Origin of the sequence: Streptomyces sp. GESEQ-35, from assembly GCF_017948485.1 — a bacterium.
Classification (GTDB): Bacteria; Actinomycetota; Actinomycetes; order Streptomycetales; family Streptomycetaceae; genus Streptomyces.
Window position 1 is genome coordinate 169,620 of record NZ_JAFFSX010000006.1, and the last position, 21,910, is coordinate 191,529.

The following is a 21,910-nucleotide window of genomic DNA, read 5'->3' on the forward strand; positions in this document are numbered from 1 at the left end:
GACGGGGGCAGGTGAGGGTATGGGAACGTACGAGCACAACGGACAGGCGGGCGGGACCACGCTCACCGCGGAGGTCCAGCGCGTCCTGGCCCGTGTCGACGCACACGCGGCGGGGCAGGCCGCCGGAAACAGCACCACACCCGCCGCCACCCTCGTTCCCGCCGGGGGCCCCGGCACCGCCCCCCTCGACGCCCTCCTCGCCTGCTTCGGGCTCACACCCTTCGAGCGGGACCTCGTACTCCTCGCCGCCGCACAGGAGTTGGAGCCCACGGCCGCCGCCCGCTGCGCCGCCGCCTGCGGGGACCCCGAGCGGGCGTACCCGACCTTCTCGCTCGCCCTGGCGGCGCTGGCCGAGCCGCACTGGAGCGCGCTCACCCCGGTGGCGCCGCTGCGGCGCTGGCGGATCGTCGAGCTCGACGACGAGTCCCGGCTGACCCTGTCCCGGCTCCGGCTCGACGAGCGCATCCTGCACTTCCTGCTCGGCTCGCCCTATCTGGACACCCGGCTGCACGGCCAGCTGCGCCGCACCCCGGTACCCCAGGCGCTGCCGCCCGCCTACGACCTGGCGGCCACCCGGCTCGCCGAGGGCTGGACGAACGGGACCGAGACGCCGCTCGTCGAGCTGACCGGCGGTGATCTGCGCAGCCGCGTCGACATCGGCGCCGCGGCGGCCGCCCGCTCCGGGCTTGGGCTCTACTCGATGAGCGCCGAGGACGTCCCGACCGACCCCGCCGAACGCGACCGGCTCGCCCGGCTGTGGCAGCGCGAGGCGATCCTGCTGCCCGCCGCACTGCTCGTCGAGGCGGGCGAACTGGACCGCGACCAGCGGGCCGCCACCGACTCCTTCCTGGCCGGGGCGGCCGTACCCGTGGTGGTGTCGAGCGAGGACCCGCTGCGCTCCGAGCGGTCCTACGGGGCGCGCGTCGTCGTGCCGCAGATGGACGACGAGGAACAACTCGGCCTGTGGACCGACGCGTTCGACGAGCTCGACCTGGACGAGGGCGAACTCCGCTCCCTCGTCGCCCAGTTCCAGCTGCCCCCGCACATCGTGCGGTCCGCGGCGGCCACCGTACGGCGCCGGCTCCCGCACGAGGACGAGCTGGACGCCGCCGAACTCGCCTGGCGGGCCGGACTCGACGAGGCCCGGATCGGCATGGACGAGCTGGGGCGGCGGATCGGACCGCAGGCCGGCTGGGGCGACCTGGTGCTGCACGAGCGGCAGACGAGCGTGCTGCGCGAGATCGTCGCGCACGTCCGGCAGCGGGCGACCGTCCACCAGGAGTGGGGATTCGGCGCCACCCTGCGCCGCGGCCTCGGTGTCACCGCCATGTTCGCGGGCGGCTCCGGTACCGGAAAGACCCTGGCCGCGGAGGTGATGGCGAAGGAGCTCGGCCTCGACCTCTTCGTCATCGACCTCTCCCAGGTGGTCAGCAAGTACATCGGCGAGACCGAGAAGAACCTCCGCCGTGTCTTCGACGCCGCCGAACGCGGCGGCGCGCTCCTCCTGTTCGACGAGGCCGACGCCCTGTTCGGCAAGCGCAGCGAGGTCAAGGACAGCCACGACCGGTACGCCAACCTCGAGGTCAGCTATCTGCTGATGCGGATGGAGGCCTACCGGGGCCTCGCCGTCCTCACCACCAACATGAAGAGCGCCCTCGACACGGCCTTCCTGCGGCGCATCCGCTTCGTCGTCGACTTCCCCTTCCCGGCCGAGCACGAGCGGGCCGAGATCTGGCGGCGCGTGCTGCCGCCGCAGGCGCCCGTGAAGGACATCGACCCCGGGCTGCTCGCCCAGCTCACCGTCGCCGGCGGCTCCATCCGCAACATCGCCCTGTCCGGGGCCTTCCTCGCCGCCGAGGAGGGCGACCGGCTCCAGATGCGGCACATGCTGGCCGCCGCCCGCACCGAGTACCTGAAGCTGGAGCGCTCCCTGACGCCGACGGAGGTCCGCGGATGGGTGTGAAGGGCGTGAACCCGGATGTGAACTCGGGTGTGAACTCCCGCCGAGGCCAGGAGCCTTCGGCGATCCGGGTCGAGATCGGCGAGTTGGTCCTCGACGGCTTCCGGGCCGACCCGGAGCGGGTCTCGGCCGCCTTCGAGCACGAACTGACCCGGCTCGTCGGGCTGCACGGCGTGCCGCTGGCCGCGGACGGCCCGCTGGCCGTCGAGGCCCTGTCCGCGCTGCCGCCCCTGCCCGCCGGGCTGTCCGCGCGCAGGCTCGGCCAGGAGCTGGCGAGGGTCGTGCACCAAGGGCTGAGCGGTCACGGGGAGGTGAGCCGATGAGTTCCCAGACCCAGGACGCCCGCGCCGAACAGGCTGCCGAGCAGCGGCGCCGCAAGCGCAAGGAGCGGGCCGCCAAGTCCCGTACGCCCGAACCGAAGAACATCGTCAGCGGCGCCGGCCAGCCCCTCGACCCGGGCCTGCGGCGGGAGTTGGAGGAACAGCTCGGCCACGACCTCGGGCGGGTCCGGCTGCACACCGGCCGGGACGCCGGGCAGCTGACCGAGCTGCTCGGCGCGGACGCGGTCGCCGTCGGGCAGGACGTCTTCTTCCGCGAGGGCGCCTTCAAGCCCGGCACCGACGAGGGCCGGCGCCTGCTCACCCACGAACTCCAGCACACCGTGCAGAATCCGCACGGCCTCGGCACGCTGCGGGCGGGCCGGGAGCTGGGTGCCGTGAGCCTGCCGCAGCAGGCCATCGAGCGGGAGGCGGAGGCGGCGGCCCAGGCCGTCGTACAGGCCTCTGAAGAAGCTCCGCAGGTCGAGGAGGGACAGCCCACCCCCGGCTGGCTGCGCTACACCACCGTCGACGCCGACCGGATGCGCGCCGAGGCGATCGACCCGGCGACTCTCGTGGACCGGCTCGCGGGCAACGTACTGCGCAGCCTGCGCGGCGACCCCACCGACGCCTCCGGCCGGGTACGCCTCCAACTCGCCCGTATGTCGGAGCAGTTGGAGGACGCGGTCGTCGAGCGCCTCGAAACCCGGCTGCTCACACCCGAGTACGAGCGGCTCCTGGACATCGCCGACCAGGCCGACGGCCCCGGGCCGGTCGAACTCCAGCCCGCCGATGTGCCGTTGCCCGAGATCGACCTCTTCGAAGCCCTCGGCGTCGAACGCACCCAGTGGCAGAAGAAGCAGGAGTCCGACCGGGGTTCCTCCGACAAGCGGACCGACGACGCGCGCGAGGAGCAGCGGGACGCCAGGGCGCGTGACGAGAAGAGCGGCAGCGACCGCAGCCGGGCGAGCACGGATGCCGCCACCGAGGACCAGGAGGCCGCGCAGCGCACCGAGCAGGAGGACGAGCGCAACGCCTCCCGGCAGCGGGCCGAGGAGGAGCAGCAGCAGGAGGACGAGCAGGCCTCCGCCGACCGCGAGCGCACCGACCAGGCCTCCGACGAGCGCGCCGAGGGACAGCAGGAGGGCGCCGAACAGACCAAGGAGGAGCGCAAGGAGCAGCGCGAGCGCGAGGAGGCCGACCCGCAGCAGGCGAGCGCGCCGGGCGCGGACAAGCGCAAGCGCCGCGACGACCAGACTCAGCCGGCCGCCGGGTCGAGGCGCGAGGAACCGGACCCGAAGCAGAAGGCCCAGCCCGGCCCTGTACGCCCCGAGAAGGTCGACGAGCGGGCCGAACAGCCCGACTCCGCGCTCTCCGAGCACGGGCTGAACGACAAGGACGAGGACGGCGACGCCGAGGCCGAACCGCGCGAGGAGGAGCGGCCGCTCGGGCTCGAAGCCGGGGCTGACAAGGAGGTCGCGGGCGGCGAGGACGACGACGCGCGGACCCCGGGCGCCGAGCGTGAGCCCGAGATCAAGCCCGAGGACCATCTCCCCGAGGCCGACCTCGACCTGTCCCGCGTACCGACCGCGGACCGCCTCGAACCGGGCGCCGCCCAACCGTCCCTGCCCTCCTTCCCGGCCCCGCCGCCGACCAAGGCCGAGAAGATCGAGCAGGAGCGGGAGAACCGGGAGCGCGATCAGGACGAGGAGGAGGCCGGACCCGAGCCGAAGGCCCCCGGCCAGGACGAGGGCCCCGTCGAGGGCGAGGCCCCGCAGCCCGAGAACGGGCCCGCAGCCCAGAACAAGGACCGCTCCACCAAGGACCTCCAGGAGACCGAGAAGCCGCTCGACCAGGAGGTCGGCCCGGATCCCGCGAGCCAGGACAAGGAGAAGTCCGAGCCCGAGGCCGAGAAGCCCGACGCCGAGCAGCAGCAGGAGAAGGAGCAGACCAAGGACCCGGACGACGCCGAGGACTCGCCTGCCGACGGTACCGACGAGGAGCCGGACGCCAAGGACGCGCAGGACGACAGGCGCGAAGGGCGCGAGCGTACGGCCGTACAGGCGCCGTCCGCCCAGGGGGCGCCGACGCAGTCCGTGGCGTCCCCGGTCGCGGCCGCCGTGTCCAGGCCCGCCGGGGCGCAGACGCCCAAGACGCCCGTCGAGGACCGTGCCCCCTCGCCCGCCGCCCGGCGCGGGGCCGAACCGCCCCGGCCCGAGCGCGAGGCGCCGCAGGCCAAGAGCCGGGTGCCCAAGGAGACCGGGCCCGGCGCCGTGCCGCGCGGGCCCGTGGGCGCCGCCGAGAAGACCGGGCCGACGGTCGCCGCCGGGCCCGGTGCCGCGCCGTCCGTCGCACAGGCGGCGGTGAGCCCGGCCGCTGAGCAGACCGGCACCCCTGGCCAGACGGTGGAGACCGCCGCCCCCCGGCCCGAGGCGTCCCTGGAGAAGGACGGTGGCGGCTGCGCACCGCCCGAGCCCGCGCCCGAGAAGGACGGGGAGGGCCAGGGCGGTTGTGGAGGCGGCGGGGGCGAGGCCGCGGAGGAGAAGCAGCAGGAGCCGCCGGACGTCTCGGGGCAGGACCCCAAGGCCGCCGTGCAGACCGTGAGCAAGCTGGCTCCCGACCAGGCTGCCGCCGCCATGCCCGGGGTCGACAAGGCTGCGGACAAGAAGATCGGCGAGGAGCAGCAGCGGCTCGACGCCGCCCCGCCGACCCGGGAACGCCCCTCGGGCGCGCCCGAGACACGTTCGGCGCCGCCCGAGGCCGCGCCCGCGGCGGCCCAGGTCACCGGCAAGGTGGAGAAGCTGGGCCCGGAGGACCAGGCCGAGAAGCAGAAGGCCAAGGGCGGCGAGAAGGCCGAGGGCAGGCAGCCCGCCGAGAACGTACCTCCGCCGCCGCCTCCCGCTGTGCCGGACAAGGGGCTCACGGAGGCCGAGGCCGCCAACGTCGAGGCCGCGGCCGACGCTGTTCCCACCACCGACCCGGTGCTCGAGAACAAGACGGTCGGTCCCGCGCCGAAGATCCGCCTGGAGGGTGCGAGCGATCCCACCCGCACCGACGACCAGGCCAAGGCGCTCAAGGACAAGCAGTCCGACCTTCAGACGACCGGCCGCGAGGACACGGCCAAGCCCATGGGCGAGGACCAGATCTTCCCCAACGCGCCCCGGGAGCAGCTGACCGGCAAGGCTTCCGGCGGCGGGGGGCGAGGCAAGGGCGGCGGGCTCGAAGCGGCTCCCGCCGCGAAGGCCGGTGTCGGCGCCGTCGCCAAGCAGGAGAAGGGCGGCGAGATCGTCGGCGCCGCCGGCACGGCACAGGGCGATCTCGGCACCAAGGAGAAGGAACACCAGCAGAGCGAGCAGCAGTCCAAGCGGGAGAAGCAGACCGAGATCGACCGTGAGGTCGAGCGGAACGCCTCGCAGCAGACTTCCGAGCGCGGCCGGGTCGCCCAGGAGACCCAAGCGCAGCGCGCGGACTGGCGGTCCGAGCAGGACAAGAAGATCGAGGACGCGGACACCAAGTCCGAGGACGAGCACGGCAAGAGCAACAAGGAGATCGTCAAGGCGCGCGACGACAAGGACAAGGAGGTCGGCGAGCGCAAGGACAAGGACAACTCGCAGATCGACACCGAGCGGGAGAACGCCGAGAAGGAGGCCGAGAAGAAGAAGGAGGAGGAGAAGCCCTCCGGAGGCCTCCTCGGCTGGATCGCCGACAAGGTCGCCGACTTCTTCAAGGGCCTGCTCGAAGCGGTCACCAAGGTCTTCGAGGCCGCCCGCGCCGCGGTCAACGGGATCATCGACAAGTTCAAGGAGTGGGCCAACCAGGCCATCGACTTCGTACGCGATCTGGCCGTCAAGGCGATCAATGCGCTCGCCGACGTCCTGATCGCCATCGGAGACGTCCTGCTGGCCGCCTTCCCGGAGCTGCGCGACCGCTTCCGCAAGGCGATCGAGGGTCTGCGGGACGCGGCCATCGCGAAGGTCAACGAGCTGGCGGAGGGCCTGAAGAAGGCCGTCAACACGTTGCTGGACGCGCTGGCGGCCGGCCTGAACGCACTGCTCACCGTCCTTGAGGCGGGTCTCAAGGCGGTCATCAAGATCTACCAGGCCGTCATCGTCGGAGCGATCAAGTTCGCGCAGGCGGCGATCGAGGCGCTGGGCAAGTTCGCCGCTCTCGTGGCGGACATCGCCCCGGACCCGGGCGGCTGGATCTCCAAGGCGGGCAGCTCCGCCAAGTCCGGCATCACCGACCACCTCTGGGGTGCCATCAAGGTCGCCGTCAAGCGGTGGTTCGACACCAAGGTCGAGGGCATCCTCGGCCTCGGCAAGACCGTCATCGACGTCCTCGTCAAGGGCTGCGTCTCGCTGAAGCAGATCGGCAAGATGGCCTGGGACGCGATCATCGCCTCCCTCCCGATGATGATCGCCTCCCTGGTCATCGAGAAGGTCGTCTCGATGATCGTGCCGGCGGCGGGGGCGATCCTGACGATCGTCCAGGGGCTCATGGCCGCCTGGCAGAGCATCAGCTCGATCCTGTCCGCGTTCGGAAAGTTCTGGGCCTACCTGAAGGCCGTCAAGGCGGGCCCGGCCGCATGCCTGTTCGCGGAGGCGGTCGCCGCGGGTGTGGTGGCCCTGTTGGACTTCATCACCAACTTCCTGATGATCCGCCTGTCTTCGGCGACCAAGGGCGTCGGCAAGCGCCTCAAGGCCATGTCCCAGAAGATCCTCGACGGCCTGAAGAAGACGGCCGGCGGGGCGAAGAAGGCGGCGGGGGCGGCGGTCAACTCGGCGCGGGGGGCGGTGCGGAACGCGAAGCAGGCCGTGGCCAGGCCGGGGGTTGCCCCGAAGCCGAAGGGCCGGCCGTCACCGGAGGTGAAGTCCCCGGTGAAGCCGAAGGACCACGCCACTCCGAAGGGCCCGGCGAAGCCGGATCCGACGACGGCGAAGCCGAAGGACACGGAGGCGGGACCCGGGAAGGACAGGACCCCGGACCGTGATCCGTCGAAGGACAGGACTCCGGACAAGGACGAAGGCGCGTCCAAGGACAGGACGCCCGACAAGGACCAGGCGCCGGACAAGGACAAGACTCCCGACGCAGCCCCCAAGAAGAAGAAAGAGATCGAGGGCCCCAAGCCGACCAAGCCCAAGAAGCCCAAGTCCCCCGTGGGCAAGGCCCTCTCGAAGGCCAAGGGAGCAGTCAAGTCGGCCCTCAAGAAGGTCGGCAACGCCGCGAAGACCCTCGGCAGAAAGCTGAAGAAGAGCAAGGTCGGCAAGGCGCTCAAGAACGGTGCGTCGAAACTGCGGGACTCCTTCAAGAAGAGGAAGGACCGGCTGCGCGACGACAAACGGCAGCAGCGCGAGCAGAAGCGGCGTGACCAGGACCAGCGGAAGAAGGACGAGAAGTCCAAGGAGTCGAAGGAGGCACGGCTCCAAAAGATCATCGCCCGGATCCGTCCCAAGGTGCGTCAGCTGCTCAAGCGGGGAGTGCCGGAACGTGTGCTCGTGGGCGCCCTGAGCGCCATGCGTCTCTGGTATCGCCTGTCCGGTCTGGACAAGAAGGGGGAGCAGCAGTTCGACATCGAGGCCAGGCTCAACCCTCAAGGGTCCGTCGAGCATGGTTACGAGCTGCAGCCTCCGGACATGCGCGAGTTGGTGCGAAAGGAATCGAAGGAAATCCTGGAGCGGCAGGACGTCACTGACGCGGCCACTCGGATGCGCCAAGAGAAGAATGCCGCTGAAAGCAAGGAGGCGGGCGGAGGGGCCAAGCACGTCCTGGAGACTTCGGGCTCGGCAGACATTCCTGCTGTGGTCCGCTACCTTCGCGAACGTGGCTCCAACTTGGAGTTGTCCAAGCCGGACGGCACCACCGAGACCCTCCCGCCCTACAATCCCCGGTACAAGAACGAGGATTACGCGGTCGGTCCGGACAAGGAGATGGTTCGGGAGAAGGACCAACCAGGGGCGCGCAATGCCAGGACCGCGGGAGTGGGCAGCTACTTCGAAGTCCCGGATGAGCTGAAGAGACTGAGACTCTCGGACGAAGACTTCGCAGCGGGAATGCGCGCTTACGTGAGGAACGGCACTCTTCCCGGTAGCTGGACCGAAGAGCAGCGCGACTTCATACGGAACTCCCACTGGCTCATGTTCGTGCGTGAGTCGACGCGAAACTATTCCAACATCGGCTTCGCCGCGATGACCACGGACCTCATCGCGCGTGGCAGGGAAGATCGTGGAATATCGTCCCATGACGCCTTTGCCCGCTATGAGGGGACCAACCAACTGGGGCAGCGCGGCGAGTACCCGATGTCCATGATGGGGGCCATACAGTCCGGATGGGGGCTTGAGGAGCAGGAGGAGGGCCAGGAGAAGGGGCTTCGCAGCACAGGGAAGAAACGTGATGAACTGACGCTGCGCGAGGAGCAGATGGCCCAGAAATGGGTGCTCGCAGCAACCGGGGGACTGGGGATCTCCGGGATCAATAGGAATGACGCCATGCAGAAGGGCCGGAAGCTGGTGTCCGACTTCCTCAAGCGTTTCTACCGGCTGCAGTAGAAAGGAAATCCGATGACTGACTCCAGCCGTTTCGTCCTTAAGTCGGACTATTCAATCCGGGCTCTCAAGCGACTCGCCTGGGACCTTGACTGGGATGTTGTCGACCTCCGCCGCGAAGAAGCCGGCGCCTTCATTGACATCTGGATCACGTATGACAAGCGCGCCGAGATTCACCATGTCGACGACGAACCGATCGGCATGCGCTACCTCACCGTGCGGGGAGAAGGGCGAGATGAGGTTGCTCGGCAGATTCAAGAGCACTGCGATCTGTGGAGTCATGAGGAAGCTCGCCGAGACCTTCGGGAAGCAACTGACAGGAACCAGAGGCTCGTCGCTCTCTACGCCGCCGTTCTCACCGCGCCGGGCGAACAGGACGACGATTTCGTGGACGAACTCCGCGTGGTGGCGCGGGACGAGGATCCGGGAGTACGTCAGGCAGTCATCATCGCAACCGGGTATCTGCCCTGGCCGGGGCTGGTGAACCTCGTGGAGGAAGTACTCGCCCACGATCCGGTGGATCACATCCGGGACAACGCGGCCCTTCTCATCGAGGGCCTCAGGGGAGGCGGGCAGTGACCCGCTACGCCGACATCCCCAAACCCATCCGCTCCGGAATAGTCGTGGTCAACCCCGACACCGGCACCCCCCAACGCGTCATCGTCCTCCAGTTCAACCCGGACACCCTGGAACGCAGCGTCGCCCCCCAGTCGGCCGGTGACAGTGGTGACGCCGGAAGCGGCGGCACCGGTAGCGGGGACCGTAACGAGGCGCTCCGGCTCAAGGGTCCCGCCGAGGAGACCTGGAAGTTCACCGCTGAGATCGACGCGACGGACCAGTTGGAGATCGCGGCGCCCGACGGGATCCACCCGCAGCTCGCCACGCTGGAGATGCTCGTGCAGCCGACCACCGCGCAGCTTCGTGCGGCGAGCCGGCTGGCGCAGAACGGGACCATCGAGATCAGCCCGATCGAGATGCCGTTGACGCTGTTCACCTGGGGGAGCAAGCGGGTCATGCCCGTGCGGCTCACCGAGCTGTCCGTGAACGAGTCCGCCTTCGACGTCAATCTCAATCCCATCCGGGCCTCGCTCGGCATCGGGATGAAGATCCTCACGGTCAGCGACCTGCCCGCCGGGCATCGCGGTGCCGATCTGTACATGGCCCACCTCGCGCAGAAGGAACGGCTCGCCGCAGCCGCGCGGGGCGGGAGTCTGGGCGCGCTCGGCCTGCCCGGCGCGGACGTAATGAGCGGAAGGGGCTGAGGAACACCGCCATGGCCGACATCGAGCCTTACGAGAGTGCACTGGGCGCGATACCGGGTGCCCACCCGTATCCGCGGACGAGCCGCTACCACGACGCCGAGATCGGGGTCCACCGCCTGCCCGACGGCACCGAAGTCCGGTACGCCAAGCGACGGTTGCTGCCCCCGCTCGACGAGCAGGAGACGCAGGGGACACAGGGGACACAGCCCCACGTCGTCGGCGCCGGCGAGCGCCCCGACCTGCTCGCCCAGCGGTACTTCGGCGACCCCGGTCAGTGGTGGCGCATCGCCGACGCCAACCCCGTACTGGATCCGGGTGAGCTGACGGACGAGGCCGGGCGGACCGTCGAGATCCCCGGGCCCGGAGGACACCGGCGTGTCTGAACAGCCCGTGGGGCAGGGCCCCGTCCACATCACGCTCCTGATGGGGCCGAAGCTCGTCCGGCCCGTCCCCGCCGAGGTGACCGAGGCCCTGCTGTCCGCTCAGATCACCGCCACCGCGGGGGAGCGCAGCGGCTTCCAGCTGGCCTTCGACCTCACCAAGACCGGAATCATCAACCAACGGCTGCTGCCCGAGGGGTTCTTCGACCCGAAGACGCGGCTCGTCGTGACCGTCAGTGTCCGGGGTACTCCCGACGTCCTGTTCGACGGTCTGATCGTGCGTCAGGAAGTCGGCGCCAGCAATCAGCCGGGGCACTCCACCCTCACCGTCACCGGCGAGGACCTCACCCTGCTCATGGACCTGGAGGAGCGCACCGCCCGCTACCCCAACCTGCCGCCTTCCGAGCGCGTCCTGAACATCCTGCGCCGCTACTCCGACTACGGCATCCGGCCGGACATCTACGCCGAGCAGATCGCCCAGCCGCCCCACCAGGACCTGCGCGTGCACTACCAGACGGGCACCGACCTCCAGTACGTCACCGAGCTGGCCAGGGCCAACGGCTACACCTTCTATCTGGAGCCCGGGCCCAACCCCGGCCAGTCCTCCGCCCGTTGGGGACCGGAAGTCCGCCTCGGCATCCGCCAGCACGCCCTCAACGTCAACATGGACGCGAACACCACGGTCGACCAGTTGACCTTCGCCTACGACGGGACCGCGCGCGAGGAACCGCAGGCCCGTTGGCAGGACCCGGGAACCCGGCAGTCCACCCTGCTGCCCCAGCCGTCGATCAGCCCCCTGCGCCCACCGCTGGGCCGCCGGCCCACCCCTGCCCTCAAGCGCAAGACCCTCTCCGGCACCGCCAAGCAGCAACGGGAGCAGGCCGAGGCCGAGTTGCTGGCCCGCGCTGCCGTCTCCGCCGACGTCGTCTCCGGCTCAGGCTCCCTCGACGTCAACCGGCACGGCTACATCCTCGCGCCGCGTCAGCTCGTCGGCGTGCGGGGCGCGGGACGGGCCTACGACGGCGACTACTACGTCAAGTCCGTCACGCACAACCTGCGCCCGGGCTCCTACCAGCAGAACTTCACCCTCTCCCGCGAGGGCCTCGAAGCCCGCAGCGACTACGTCAGGCCCTGAAAGCCCAAAGCCCGGAAGGCACCAGCATGGCGGCACCCAGCAATCACTACCTCGGCAAGTTCCGCGGCCGGGTCGTCAGCAACGACGACCCGCTGCGCATCGGCCGGATCACCGTCGAGGTCCCGGACGTCCTCGGAGACGAGCCGTCCACCTGGGCGCTGCCCTGTCTGCCGTTCACCGGACCCGAGGCGGGCCAGTTCGTGGTGCCGCCGCCGGGCACGGGTGTGTGGGTGGAGTTCGAGCAGGGCGATCCCAGCTTCCCGGTGTGGACGGGGTGCTGGTACGGCGCCGCCGAGGAACTGCCGCCCGACGCCCGCCGCGAGCTCCAGGCGAACTCGCCGAACAAGCCGGTCGTCGTACAGACACCGCAGGCGCACAAGCTCGTCATGAACGACACGCCCGGCGCGGAGCAGGGGATCCTCCTCCAGGCCCAGGGCGGCGCGTACATCCGCATCACCAAGGAAGCCGTGGTCATCGCGACCGGCGCGGGCGCCGAGGTCATCCTGCGCGGCCGTGAAGTGACCATCAACGAGGGCCAGTTGACCGTGCTCTCGAAGCGATAGAAGACGGGGGACGAGAGAAGTGTCCGGGAGTTTGCTCGACGCGGGCGCCGTGATCGGCTGTCCGCACGGCGGCCGTGCCACCGCCGCCACCACATCCTCCGGCGGCGTGAGCGTCGGTGGCGCCGCCGTCGCCACGGCCGACCACTCCTATGTGGTCGCCGGCTGCCCGCACACCGTCGACGGTGTGCCCTCACCGTGCGTCTCGGTCCGCTGGACCGCCGACAGCAACGGCATCACGGTCGACGGCGCGCCCGTGCTGCTCGACACCTCCGCGGCCCAGTGCCTCACGGCGGCCTTCGTCCCGCAGGGACCGCCCGTCGTCCAGGCCGCGCAGCGAAAGGTCACCGTCCGATGAGCCCACGCACCCGCACCCGTAGCGACATCGCGTTCCCGTTCCGGGCCGACCGGCGGGGTCGTACCGCGCACGCCCGCCACGGCGAGCACGTCCACGACCTGATCGAGCAGCTGCTGTTCACCAGCCCCGGCGAGCGCGTCATGCGACCCGACTTCGGCTGCGGACTCCTCGACCTGGTCTTCGCCCCGAACAGCCCCGAGCTGATCAGCACCCTCGAACTCTCCGTCCAGGCCTCCCTCCAGCGCTGGCTCGGCGACCTCATCGACGTGGAGGCCCTCGACGTGGTCAGCGAGGACCACGTCGTCCGCGTGTATCTGTCGTACGCCCTCCGCTCCGACGGCACCCGGCGCGACGACGTCTTCGAAGGGAGGGCCGCCGTATGACGAGCACGACCGCACCCAGGCGGGCCAAGGTGAGAGCCGCCCAGCTGGGCGGAGTCGACGCCGTCGAGGTCAGCGACGACGGACTGCTGCTCACCGTCACCTTCCTCGGCAAGGCCCCGCACGGCCTCTGCCCGGAGAACGTCCGCATCGACGGCGGCCGCCGCATCACCGGCATCACCGCCGTCGACGTCAGCGTCGAACGCGAGGAGGACCCGGAGCTCGACGACCGGCTCTACGTCACCCTCGACCGGGCCGGCGACACCTCCCGCTACCGGCTCTCCCTCGTGGAGGCCGACCCCTACGGCCGGCCCGGCACCGAGCCGTACCGCGGCTTCGACCAGCGCTACCACAGCGCCTCCTTCTCCTTCCGGCCCGACTGCCCGACTCCCTTCGACTGCAAGGAAGACGGCGACGAGACCCCGGACTTCCCGGACGCGCCCGTCGTCGACTACACGGCCCGCGACTACGACACCATCCGCAAGCTGCTCCTCGACCGGCTCGCGCTCACCACGCCCGACTGGGTCGAGCGCAACCCCGCCGACCTCGGCATGACCCTCGTCGAGCTGCTCGCGTACACCGGCGACCAGATCAGCTACCAGCAGGACGCCGTGGCCACCGAGGCCTACCTCGACACCGCACGCCGCCGGGTCTCCGTACGACGGCACGTCCGCCTCATCGACTACGCGATGCACGACGGCTGCACGGCCCGCGCGTACGTCGCCGTGGAGACCGCGGGCGACCACACGCTCACCCCGGGCACCTACCGCTTCGCCTCCGTCGACGTCCGCACCCTCGACCCGCACGACCGTCCCGAACCCGGCACGGTCATCGGCGAAGCGGACCTCGGCGACCTCGACGAGCGCGGCTCGGTGGAGGTCTTCGAACCGGTCGTCACCGCTGACCCGCTGGAGCTGCGGGTCGCGCACAACGCGATCCGCCTGTGGAGCTGGGGCGGTGAGGTGTGCACCCTGCCCAAGGGCGCCACGTCCGCCACGCTGAGGGACGAGTGGCAGGACCCGGAGACCTGCCGTGACCGCCAACTCGACCTCGAACCCGGTGACTTGCTCGTGCTGGAGGAAGTGAAGGGCCCGCGCACCGGCACCCCCGGCGACGCCGACCCCGCCCACCGCCAGGCCGTACGCCTGACCTCCGTCACCCCGGGCATCGACCGCATCGAGGACCAGCCGGTCCTGGAGGTCACCTGGGCCGCCGAGGACGCCCTCCGCTTCCCGCTCTGCCTCACCACGCGCGGCGGCCGCGACTGCCTGCCCGTCGAGGACGTGAGCCTGGCCCGCGGCAACGTCGTCCTCGTCGATCACGGGCGCTCCCAGGCGGGACTCCCCGAGACGGTCACCGTGCCGCAGGAACCCGCCGTGGTCGCGCCCTGCGACCCGCCGGATTTCGGCTGCTACGACCGCGCCGAGGGCAACGCGCCCGCGCGGCTCATCAACTCCCTCACGGACAAGGCGGAGTGCGGAGAAGCACTCACCCCCGACGACGTCCGCGAGCTGTTCGAGGTGGTCGGTGAGCCCGCGACCGTACGCGCCGGGCTGGGCCTGGAGCGGGCCGGGCAGCGGCACGAGCGCGTCGTCCCCGGCACCGCGTACGCCCAGGCCGGTGCCCTGCGCACGCTGCTCGCCCAGACCGTCTACCCGGGGATCCGGCCCCGCTTCCGGCCCGTCCTCGGCCGCACGCCCGTCACGCAGGCCGTCCCCTTCCCCGATCCGCGGACCGTGTCCGCCGGCCAGGCCGAGCGGATCGCCGCCATCCCCGCACGGGTACGGCAACGGCTCGTCGAGCTGTGGCGCAGCGCCCGGGACCGGGACGGACTCGGCGACGAGGAGATCGCCGAGCTCGCCGTCGTCTTCGGCCTGAAGATCCTGGAGCGCCTCGAACTCCGCCTGCACCCGGTGCGGGCCCTGCGGGAACTCCTGCACCGGAGCGACCAGTTGCTCGACGCCAAGCTGCGGCGGGTCGAGATCCTCACCGCGCGGGCCCGCGCGGGCACCGTCCTCGACGGCCATATCGCGTGGGAGATCGCGCACAGCTGGGGCCCGTCGTACGCGGCCGGACTCCACCCCGACGAGCCGGTGCTCCGCGGCTCCGCGACCGGCGGGCTCGCGCAGGATCCGCGCCGCGCGCTGCCCGCCGTACGAGCCCACGAAGACGGTGACGCCGTGTGGGAGCCGCGCCGCGACCTGCTTGACAGCGCCTCCCGCGACCGGCACTTCGTCGGCGAACTCCAGGACGACGGCCGCATCGCGCTGCGCTTCGGCGACGGACGGCACGGGGCGAAGCCGACGCCCGGTTCGCGCCTCGCTCTCCGCTACCGGCTCGGCGGCGGCATCGCGGGCAACGTCGGCGCGGAGGCCATCAACCACCTGGTAATTCAGGACGACTGCGACCCGCCACCGGCCGCCGTCGTCCGTAACCCGCTGCCCGCAGGCGGCGGCACGGAGCCCGAAGACGTCGAGCAGGTACGCCAGTTGGCCCCGCTCGACCTGCGCCGCACCCGGCTGCGCGCGGTCACCGCCGAGGACTACGCGGCCCTCGCCTCCGCCGTGCCCGGCGTACAGCGTGCCGCCGCCGAGATCCGCTGGACCGGCAGCGTCCAGGAGGCCCACATCGCGATCGACGCGTACGGCACCGGTGCCCCGTCGGCGGAGCTGCTCGCCTCTGTCGAGCAGGCCCTTGAGGCGTACCGGCGTATCGGCCACGACCTGGTCGTCGGCCCGGCCCGCCCGGTCCCGCTCGACATCGCGCTGACCGTGTGTGCCAAGCCCGGTCACCAGCACGGACAGATCCTGGCCGAGCTGTACCGGGTGCTGGGCAGCGGCCGCAACGGCTTCTTCCACCCCGACGCGCTCAGCTTCGGGGAACCCGTCCGGCTCAGCCGTCTGGTCGCCGTGGCGGCCGCGGTGCCGGGCGTGGAGAGCGTCCGAGTCACCCGGCTGCGGCGGCTGTTCGAACAGGACCGAGGAGAGAGGGAGGACGGCGTGCTGCGGCTCGGCCCGCTGGAGATCGCCATCTGCGACAACGACCCGGACCGGCCGGAGAACGGCCTGCTGGCGATATCCCTGGGAGGTGCCCGATGAGCCAGGCGTGCTCCTGCGGCGGAGCGTGCGGCGGCCATGACGAGCGCCTCGCGCCCGCCCCGCTCCACAACCCTCCCGGCCGCACCGCGCTCGACTACCGCGTCGGCGAGTACGGCTCCTTCCTGGCCGCCCTGCTCGACCGGCTCGCCTCGCCCGCGTACCCGGCACTCAACGGTCTGACGGTCCGTACCCCCGACGACCCGGCGATCGGCCTGCTCGACGCCACCGCCGTCCTGGGCGACCTGCTCACCTTCCACTCCGAGCGGATCGCCGACGAGGCGTACCTCCGCACCGCGAACGAGCACCGCTCGCTGGTGCTGCTCGGGCGGCTCGTCGGCCACCGGCCCCGCCCCGGCGTCGCGGCCACGACCCACGTCGCCTACACCCTTGAACGCGACCCGCGCGCCGAGACCCTGCCGGTGATCGTCCCGCGCGGAGCACGCAGCCACAGCGTGCCGGCGTCCGCCGACGAGCAGTCCCAGACGTTTGAGACCAGCCGTGATCTGACGGCCCGTTGGGACTGGAACGAGCTGAAGGTACGGCGCCGCCGCCCCTCCCTCGTCACCCCCGAGGACCTGGAACGTCGCTCCGAGCTGTTCGTCGAGGGCACGGCGAACTCCCTCCAGACCGGTGACCAGCTGCTCTTCGTCTTCGGTGAACAGGCGGGCGGCGCGCGGAAGTTGCTGCCGGTCGCCAAGACGCGGGTCGACCGGGATGACGAGATCACCGCGATCTCTCTGCCCAAGTCGGCGCCGCCGACGCTGAAGGAGCTCGTCGATGAGGTACGGCGCTGGACGGCTGCGCCTGCGACACCCGGCGAACCCGGCGACGAGCCGCCCACGCCCGAGGTGCCCAACCCGCGTCCGGTCAGCCGGCTGATCGAGGACTTCGAGGATCAGGTTCTTGCGCCGCTGCGGACCGATCTGGACGCGGTGAAGACGCCGGAACAGCTCGCGGCGCGGCTTGTGGAGCCGGTGGCGAGGCTTGGCGAGGCGCAGGTCTTGGCTACGCCGTATGAAGATGTGGCGGAGTGGTTTGCTCAGCTGGAGGCGGTGCTTGCGGAATTGGCCGAGCGTGCCTTGGAGTTGGCGCCTGCGCAGACGGTTGAGTCGGTGGGTTCGGCGGCTGCGGCGCCGTCGGGGCTGGTCGCGCAGTTCCCCGCGCCCCTGAAGGGCGATCCCCGGACCGCTGCTTTTCAGGCCCTGGCCGCTGTACTGCCCGCCCTGAGTTCTGTCACCCCCGCCGCAACCGGCACCCCGCGCCAGGCCACCGACCCTGCCCGGCTCCTCGCCGCCCTCAACCCCGGCCTCACCGGCCTCTATCCGGCCTGGCGAAAGGCGGCCGCCGCTCCCACCACCCCCCAGCTCCTCCGCGACCTCCTCGCCATGCGCGTCACCGCCGCGCCCTTCGGCGCCACGGCCCCGCTCAAGCCGGTCCAGGACTTCCGGGGCCGGGTCATCCGCACGGCGGACTGGCCGCTCACCGGCGCGGCTCTGACCAGCATGCGCGTCGTGTACGACACGGCGGGCAAGGTTCCGGTCAGGGCCGAGTTCCAGCACGTCGAGGGCAGTAGCTCCGACCAGCGCGCCGAGAACCTGCCCGTCCCGCAGTTCGTCACCTTCGCGCTGGGCCCGGGCCAGGTCGAGCTGTCCGTCCGCGCCGGCCAGGACCGCGACCTGAACTGGCTCAACCGTCGTCCCGCCGACTCCCAGGAGCCCGGCGTCACAGTCCGTCTGCACTCGGGGCTGCCCGAGCGCACCTTGTTCGTGTCGCGGCCCGACGACGACGGCCTGGTCCATGTGGGCATCCACAACGGCACGGCCCAGGAGGTCGCCCTGCGGCCGGGCGCGAGCGAGCAGTTCACGCACGGCGAGTACGAGGTCAGCGCCCGCTACACCATGGGCACCGCTGAGCCCAACGTCGAGGTGGTCATCGCCAGCAAGCCGCAGCCCGTCAACCGCAGCGTGCTGCAACTCGACACCGTGCACACGGGCATCACCGTCGGCAGCTGGGTCGCCGTCCAGCGCCCCGCAAAGGGCACCCAGGACGGCATCCCCGGAGACGCCAAGCTCGCCTTCGTCACCACGCAGGTGGTCGCCGCGCGCACGGCCGCGTACACGAACTACGGCATCACCGGCCGCGGCACCGAACTCACCCTCGCCGACCCCTGGCTGGACGAGTTCGACGTGCTGCTCTCGCACATCCGCGACACCACCGTGCACGCGGCGGGCGAGCCCCTGCGGCCGGCGGACGAGCCCCTTGCCGAGGACGTGTACGGCAACGAGATCGAACTCGCCGAGCTGTACGACGGGTTGAGGCCCGGCCGCACACTGATCGTCAGCGGCGAGCGCACCGACATCCCGGGCGTGGCCGGCCTCGCCGCCACCGAGGTCGTCACGATCGCCACCGCCGATGCGGCCGTCGACCCCCAACTGCCCGGCGACCATGTCCACACCGCGCTCACCCTCACCGCCGACCTGGCCCACCGCTACCGGCGGGAGACGGTCCGCATCCTCGGCAACGTCGTCGAGGTCACCCACGGCGAGAGCCGCGAGGAGGCGATCGGCAGCGGCGACTCGGACCGGGTGAACCAGACCTTCGCGCTCTGGCAGACCCCGCTCACCTGGCTCGCCGACGACAACCCCCTCGGCGCCACCCCGGTGCTGGAGATCCGTATCGACGGCGTGCTCTGGCACGAGGTCGACAGCCTCGCCGGACGCGGCCCGGGCGAGCGTGTCTACATCACCGGCAGCACGGCGGACGGCCGGACAACCGTCACGTTCGGCGACGGCATCCACGGCGCCCGCCTGCCCAGCGGCCACGAGAACGTCCGCGCCCGCTACCGCTTCGGCACCGGCAAGGCCGCCAACGTCGCCGCCGACCGGATCACCCAGCCCCTCTCCCGGCCGCTCGGCGTCACCGCGGTCACCAACCCCCGTGCGGCGACGGGCGGTTCGGACGCGGACGGGCCCGGCCTGACCCGCCGTACGATCCCCCTCGCGGTCTCGTCCCTGGACCGGCTGGTGTCCACGGCGGACTACGAGGACTTCGCCCGCTCCCGCGCCGGCATCGGCCGGGCAGCCGCACGGGAACTCTTCGACGGGCGGCGACGCGTCGTGCACGTGACGGTCGCGGGCACGGACGACGTGCCGCTCGGCGAGGAGACCCTCCGGCCGCTGCGCGCCGCCCTCACCGAATACGGCGACCTGGGCCTCCCGGTCCGGGTGGACCTCCGCGAGCTGGTCCTCCTCGTGGTCGCCGCCAAGGTGAAGGTGGCCCCCGACCACGCCTGGGAGTTCGTCGAGCCGCGCCTGCGCCAGGCACTGCTGCGCCGACTCGGCTACGAGGGACGGGAGTTGGCGCAGCCCGCCCGGCTCTCCGACATCCTGGCCGCGGCCCACACCGTGCCCGGCGTCGACTACGTGGACGTCGACGTCTTCACCGGGATCCCCGCGTCCGCCACCCCGGACCGGCTCACCGAGCTGCTCACCCGCCCCGGCGCACCGAGGACCAGCGTGCCCGCGCATCCGGCGACGTACGACGAGACGGTCCACACCGTCCGAGCCGACGACGGCGAGACCCTGAGTGCCGTAGCGGCTCGTTACGGCATCCCGCTCGCCGAACTCCTGCGCCTCAACCCCGACATCACCGACACCCGGCGCCTGCCGAAGGGCCGGTCGGTGTTCGTCTTCCGCGGTATCCGCCCGGCCCAGCTCGCGCTGCTGTCGCCGCGTGCCGCGGACACCCTGATCCTGACGGAGGTCAAGTGATGTCCCCGGACGTCCAGTTCGAGACGACTGCCCCGGCGACGTCCCGCGAGCCGGACGGGCTCGCCGCGCTGCTGCCACGCTGGCACCTGCTGCGTGACGCCGAGGAGGGCGAGGCGCTGCGTGCGCTGCTCGCGGTCGTCGCCGAGCAGCTGGACCGGGTCCGCGACGGTGTCCAGCAGGGCTACGACGATCTGTTCGTGGAGACCGCGGCGCCCTGGGTGCTGCCCTACCTCGGCGATCTCGTCGGCTACCGCACCCTGCCGGGCTACGAACGCGTCCTCACCACCGGCCTGCACGAGGGCGGCCGGGCGGCGCTCGCCGAGGCCGTCGCCCCGCGCCGCGACGTGGCCGCGACGGTCGCCAACCGCCGCCGCAAGGGCACCCTCCACCTGCTGGAGGAACTGTCCGAGCAGATCACCGGCTGGCCCGCCCGCGCCGTCGAGCTGTCCCGCCTGGTCGCCCACCACCAGCCCGTGAAGCTGTACGGGGGCACCGAGCGCGCCACCCGTGGGCGCCTTGTCGACCTGCGGAATTCCTCCGAACTCGCCCTCGCGGGCGGCGCGTTCACGGCGACGGCCCGCACGGTCGACGTCCGGAGTGCCAACTCCCGCTACCGTCAGGGTGGTTGGACCCCGGCCGGCGTAGGACTCTTCGTGTGGCGGCTCAAGGCGTACTCGCTGACGTCGTCCCCGGCCTACTGCATCGACCGCGCCCGCAACCTCTACACCTTCTCGATCCTCGGCAACGACAGCCCCCTGGTCACCAAGCCGGTCCCGGAGCCGTCGCCCACGCACATCGCGGCGGTCGACAACGTGCCCGCCTTCATCACCCGCCGTATGCTCCACGACCGGCTCGCCGACTACTACGGCCCCGGCAAGAGCTTCGTCATCCGGCGCGACGGCGAGGACAAGCCCGTACCGCCGCAGGACATCGTCGTGGCCGACCTGTCCGAGTGGCGCTACCGGCCGAAGCGTGGTCAGGTCGCCGTCGACCCGGAACTGGGCCGGATCGCGTTCGGCGCGCGGTCCGCGCCCCGGCAGGGCGTGTGGGTCGACCACCACTACGCGTTCGGCGCCGACATGGGCGGCGGCGAGTACGACCGGGACGACCGTGTGCCGCGCCCCGACGCCGCCTTCTACCGGGTCGGCCCCGGACAGCCGTACCGGCAGATCATGGACGCCTACCGGGCCTGGCAGAACGACCGCCGGGCGGACCGCACCGGCCCCGAGGGCATCATCGAGATCACCCACAGTGGCGCCTACCAGGAGCAGCTGGACTTCGACCTCGACCCGGGCGACCGCCTCGAACTGCGGGCCGCCGAAGGCACCCGGCCCGTGATCCGGCTGCTCGACTGGTACAGCAACCGCCCCGACGCCCTCAACATCCGTGCGGTGTCCGAGGACTGCGCCCCGCACGAGCGGCCGCGCATCGTCCTCGACGGGCTCCTCGTCGCCGGCCGCGGCATCAACGTCACCGGCCCGATGGGCGCCGTCGTCGTACGCCACTCCACGCTCGTGCCCGGCTGGTCCCTGGAGCCGGAGTGCGAGCCGCACTCGCCCGAGGAACCCAGCGTCGTCCTGGAACGCACCACCGCCTGCCTCCAGGTCGAGCACAGCATCCTCGGCACCATCGAGGTCATCGGCGACGAGGTCACGGAGGAACCCCTCGACATCCACCTCCGCGACAGCGTCCTCGACGCCACCGGCGACGACCGCGAGGCCCTGTCCGCCCCGGACTGCCGCCACGCCCACGCCGTGCTCCATCTGCACCGGACGACCGTGATCGGCGAAATCCACACGCACGCCGTCGAGATCGCCGAGAACTCGATCCTCACCGGGAAGCTGCACGTGGCCCGGCGCGGCATCGGCTGCATGCGGTACTCGGCCGTACCCGCGGGCTCGCGCACTCCGCGACGCCACCGCTGCACAGCCGTACGGCCGTTGTTCGCCGCCGTGCGCTACGGGACGCCCTGGTACGGGCAGTTGGCCGACGGCGGTCCCGAGGAGATCCGGCGCGGATCCGACGACGGCGCCGAACTGGGCGCCTTCCACGACCTGTACCGGCCGCAGCGCGAGGACGGCCTGCGCGCGCGGCTGGAGGAGTACACGCCCGCGGGCACGGACGCCGGGATCTTCTTCGTGACATGAC

13 protein-coding genes are annotated in these 21,910 nt (G+C 71.4%); all 13 read left to right on the top strand.

Annotation, left to right across the window (positions count from 1 at the left end):
- Nucleotides 1-19: 19 nt before the first annotated feature.
- From KCH87_RS14485 to KCH87_RS14545, 13 genes are read left to right on the top strand one after another with little or no spacing between them, the layout of a single operon-like run.
- On the top strand, nucleotides 20-1,963 hold the full coding sequence (locus KCH87_RS14485) for an ATP-binding protein (protein ID WP_210586472.1): 1,944 nt from the start codon (nucleotides 20-22) through the stop codon (nucleotides 1,961-1,963).
- Entirely contained in the window at nucleotides 1,954-2,283 is a 330-nt protein-coding gene (locus KCH87_RS14490; protein WP_210586473.1) for a hypothetical protein, read from the top strand. The genes KCH87_RS14485 and KCH87_RS14490 overlap by 10 nt, the downstream gene beginning before the upstream one ends.
- A complete protein-coding gene (locus tag KCH87_RS14495; RefSeq protein WP_210586474.1) occupies nucleotides 2,280-8,822 on the top strand; it encodes a DUF4157 domain-containing protein in 6,543 nt (2,180 codons plus the stop codon). Before KCH87_RS14490 ends, KCH87_RS14495 begins: the two co-directional genes overlap by 4 nt.
- A 12-nt stretch (nucleotides 8,823-8,834) precedes the next feature.
- Entirely contained in the window at nucleotides 8,835-9,398 is a 564-nt protein-coding gene (locus tag KCH87_RS14500; RefSeq protein ID WP_210586475.1) for a HEAT repeat domain-containing protein, read from the top strand.
- Entirely contained in the window at nucleotides 9,395-10,081 is a 687-nt protein-coding gene (locus KCH87_RS14505; protein WP_210586476.1) for a hypothetical protein, read from the top strand. The genes KCH87_RS14500 and KCH87_RS14505 overlap by 4 nt, the downstream gene beginning before the upstream one ends.
- A gap of 11 nt (nucleotides 10,082-10,092) precedes the next feature.
- Nucleotides 10,093-10,464 carry a hypothetical protein gene (locus tag KCH87_RS14510; protein WP_210586477.1) on the top strand — a complete coding sequence of 124 codons (372 nt, stop codon included), beginning with the start codon at nucleotides 10,093-10,095 and terminating at the stop codon, nucleotides 10,462-10,464.
- Nucleotides 10,457-11,596: a hypothetical protein gene (locus tag KCH87_RS14515; RefSeq protein WP_210586478.1), complete on the top strand. Its 1,140-nt coding sequence runs from the start codon at nucleotides 10,457-10,459 to the stop codon at nucleotides 11,594-11,596. Before KCH87_RS14510 ends, KCH87_RS14515 begins: the two co-directional genes overlap by 8 nt.
- Nucleotides 11,597-11,622: 26 nt before the next feature.
- Nucleotides 11,623-12,159 carry a phage baseplate assembly protein V gene (locus KCH87_RS14520; RefSeq protein ID WP_210586479.1) on the top strand — a complete coding sequence of 179 codons (537 nt, stop codon included), beginning with the start codon at nucleotides 11,623-11,625 and terminating at the stop codon, nucleotides 12,157-12,159.
- 19 nt (nucleotides 12,160-12,178) lie between these two features.
- Complete coding sequence (locus KCH87_RS14525) at nucleotides 12,179-12,514, top strand: hypothetical protein (RefSeq protein ID WP_210586480.1); 336 nt, start codon at nucleotides 12,179-12,181, stop codon at nucleotides 12,512-12,514.
- Entirely contained in the window at nucleotides 12,511-12,897 is a 387-nt protein-coding gene (locus KCH87_RS14530; RefSeq protein WP_210586481.1) for a GPW/gp25 family protein, read from the top strand. Before KCH87_RS14525 ends, KCH87_RS14530 begins: the two co-directional genes overlap by 4 nt.
- On the top strand, nucleotides 12,894-15,992 hold the full coding sequence (locus tag KCH87_RS14535; protein WP_210586482.1) for a putative baseplate assembly protein: 3,099 nt from the start codon (nucleotides 12,894-12,896) through the stop codon (nucleotides 15,990-15,992). The genes KCH87_RS14530 and KCH87_RS14535 overlap by 4 nt, the downstream gene beginning before the upstream one ends.
- Nucleotides 15,989-19,762, top strand: a complete 3,774-nt coding sequence (locus KCH87_RS14540) for a putative baseplate assembly protein (RefSeq protein WP_210586483.1) — start codon at nucleotides 15,989-15,991, stop codon at nucleotides 19,760-19,762. The genes KCH87_RS14535 and KCH87_RS14540 overlap by 4 nt, the downstream gene beginning before the upstream one ends.
- A complete protein-coding gene (locus tag KCH87_RS14545; protein WP_210586484.1) occupies nucleotides 19,762-21,909 on the top strand; it encodes a hypothetical protein in 2,148 nt (715 codons plus the stop codon). The genes KCH87_RS14540 and KCH87_RS14545 overlap by 1 nt, the downstream gene beginning before the upstream one ends.
- Nucleotide 21,910 lies beyond the last annotated feature (1 nt).

What these genes read in the sequence shown, in the direction of transcription:
- KCH87_RS14485 (WP_210586472.1), top strand. Translation starts at nt 20, where the DNA reads ATGGGAACGTACGAGCACAACGGACAGGCGGGCGGGACCACGCTCACC.
- KCH87_RS14490 (WP_210586473.1), top strand. Translation starts at nt 1,954, where the DNA reads ATGGGTGTGAAGGGCGTGAACCCGGATGTGAACTCGGGTGTGAACTCC.
- KCH87_RS14495 (WP_210586474.1), top strand. Translation starts at nt 2,280, where the DNA reads ATGAGTTCCCAGACCCAGGACGCCCGCGCCGAACAGGCTGCCGAGCAG.
- KCH87_RS14500 (WP_210586475.1), top strand. Translation starts at nt 8,835, where the DNA reads ATGACTGACTCCAGCCGTTTCGTCCTTAAGTCGGACTATTCAATCCGG.
- KCH87_RS14510 (WP_210586477.1), top strand. Translation starts at nt 10,093, where the DNA reads ATGGCCGACATCGAGCCTTACGAGAGTGCACTGGGCGCGATACCGGGT.
- KCH87_RS14520 (WP_210586479.1), top strand. Translation starts at nt 11,623, where the DNA reads ATGGCGGCACCCAGCAATCACTACCTCGGCAAGTTCCGCGGCCGGGTC.
- KCH87_RS14530 (WP_210586481.1), top strand. Translation starts at nt 12,511, where the DNA reads ATGAGCCCACGCACCCGCACCCGTAGCGACATCGCGTTCCCGTTCCGG.
- KCH87_RS14535 (WP_210586482.1), top strand. Translation starts at nt 12,894, where the DNA reads ATGACGAGCACGACCGCACCCAGGCGGGCCAAGGTGAGAGCCGCCCAG.
- KCH87_RS14540 (WP_210586483.1), top strand. Translation starts at nt 15,989, where the DNA reads ATGAGCCAGGCGTGCTCCTGCGGCGGAGCGTGCGGCGGCCATGACGAG.
- KCH87_RS14545 (WP_210586484.1), top strand. Translation starts at nt 19,762, where the DNA reads ATGTCCCCGGACGTCCAGTTCGAGACGACTGCCCCGGCGACGTCCCGC.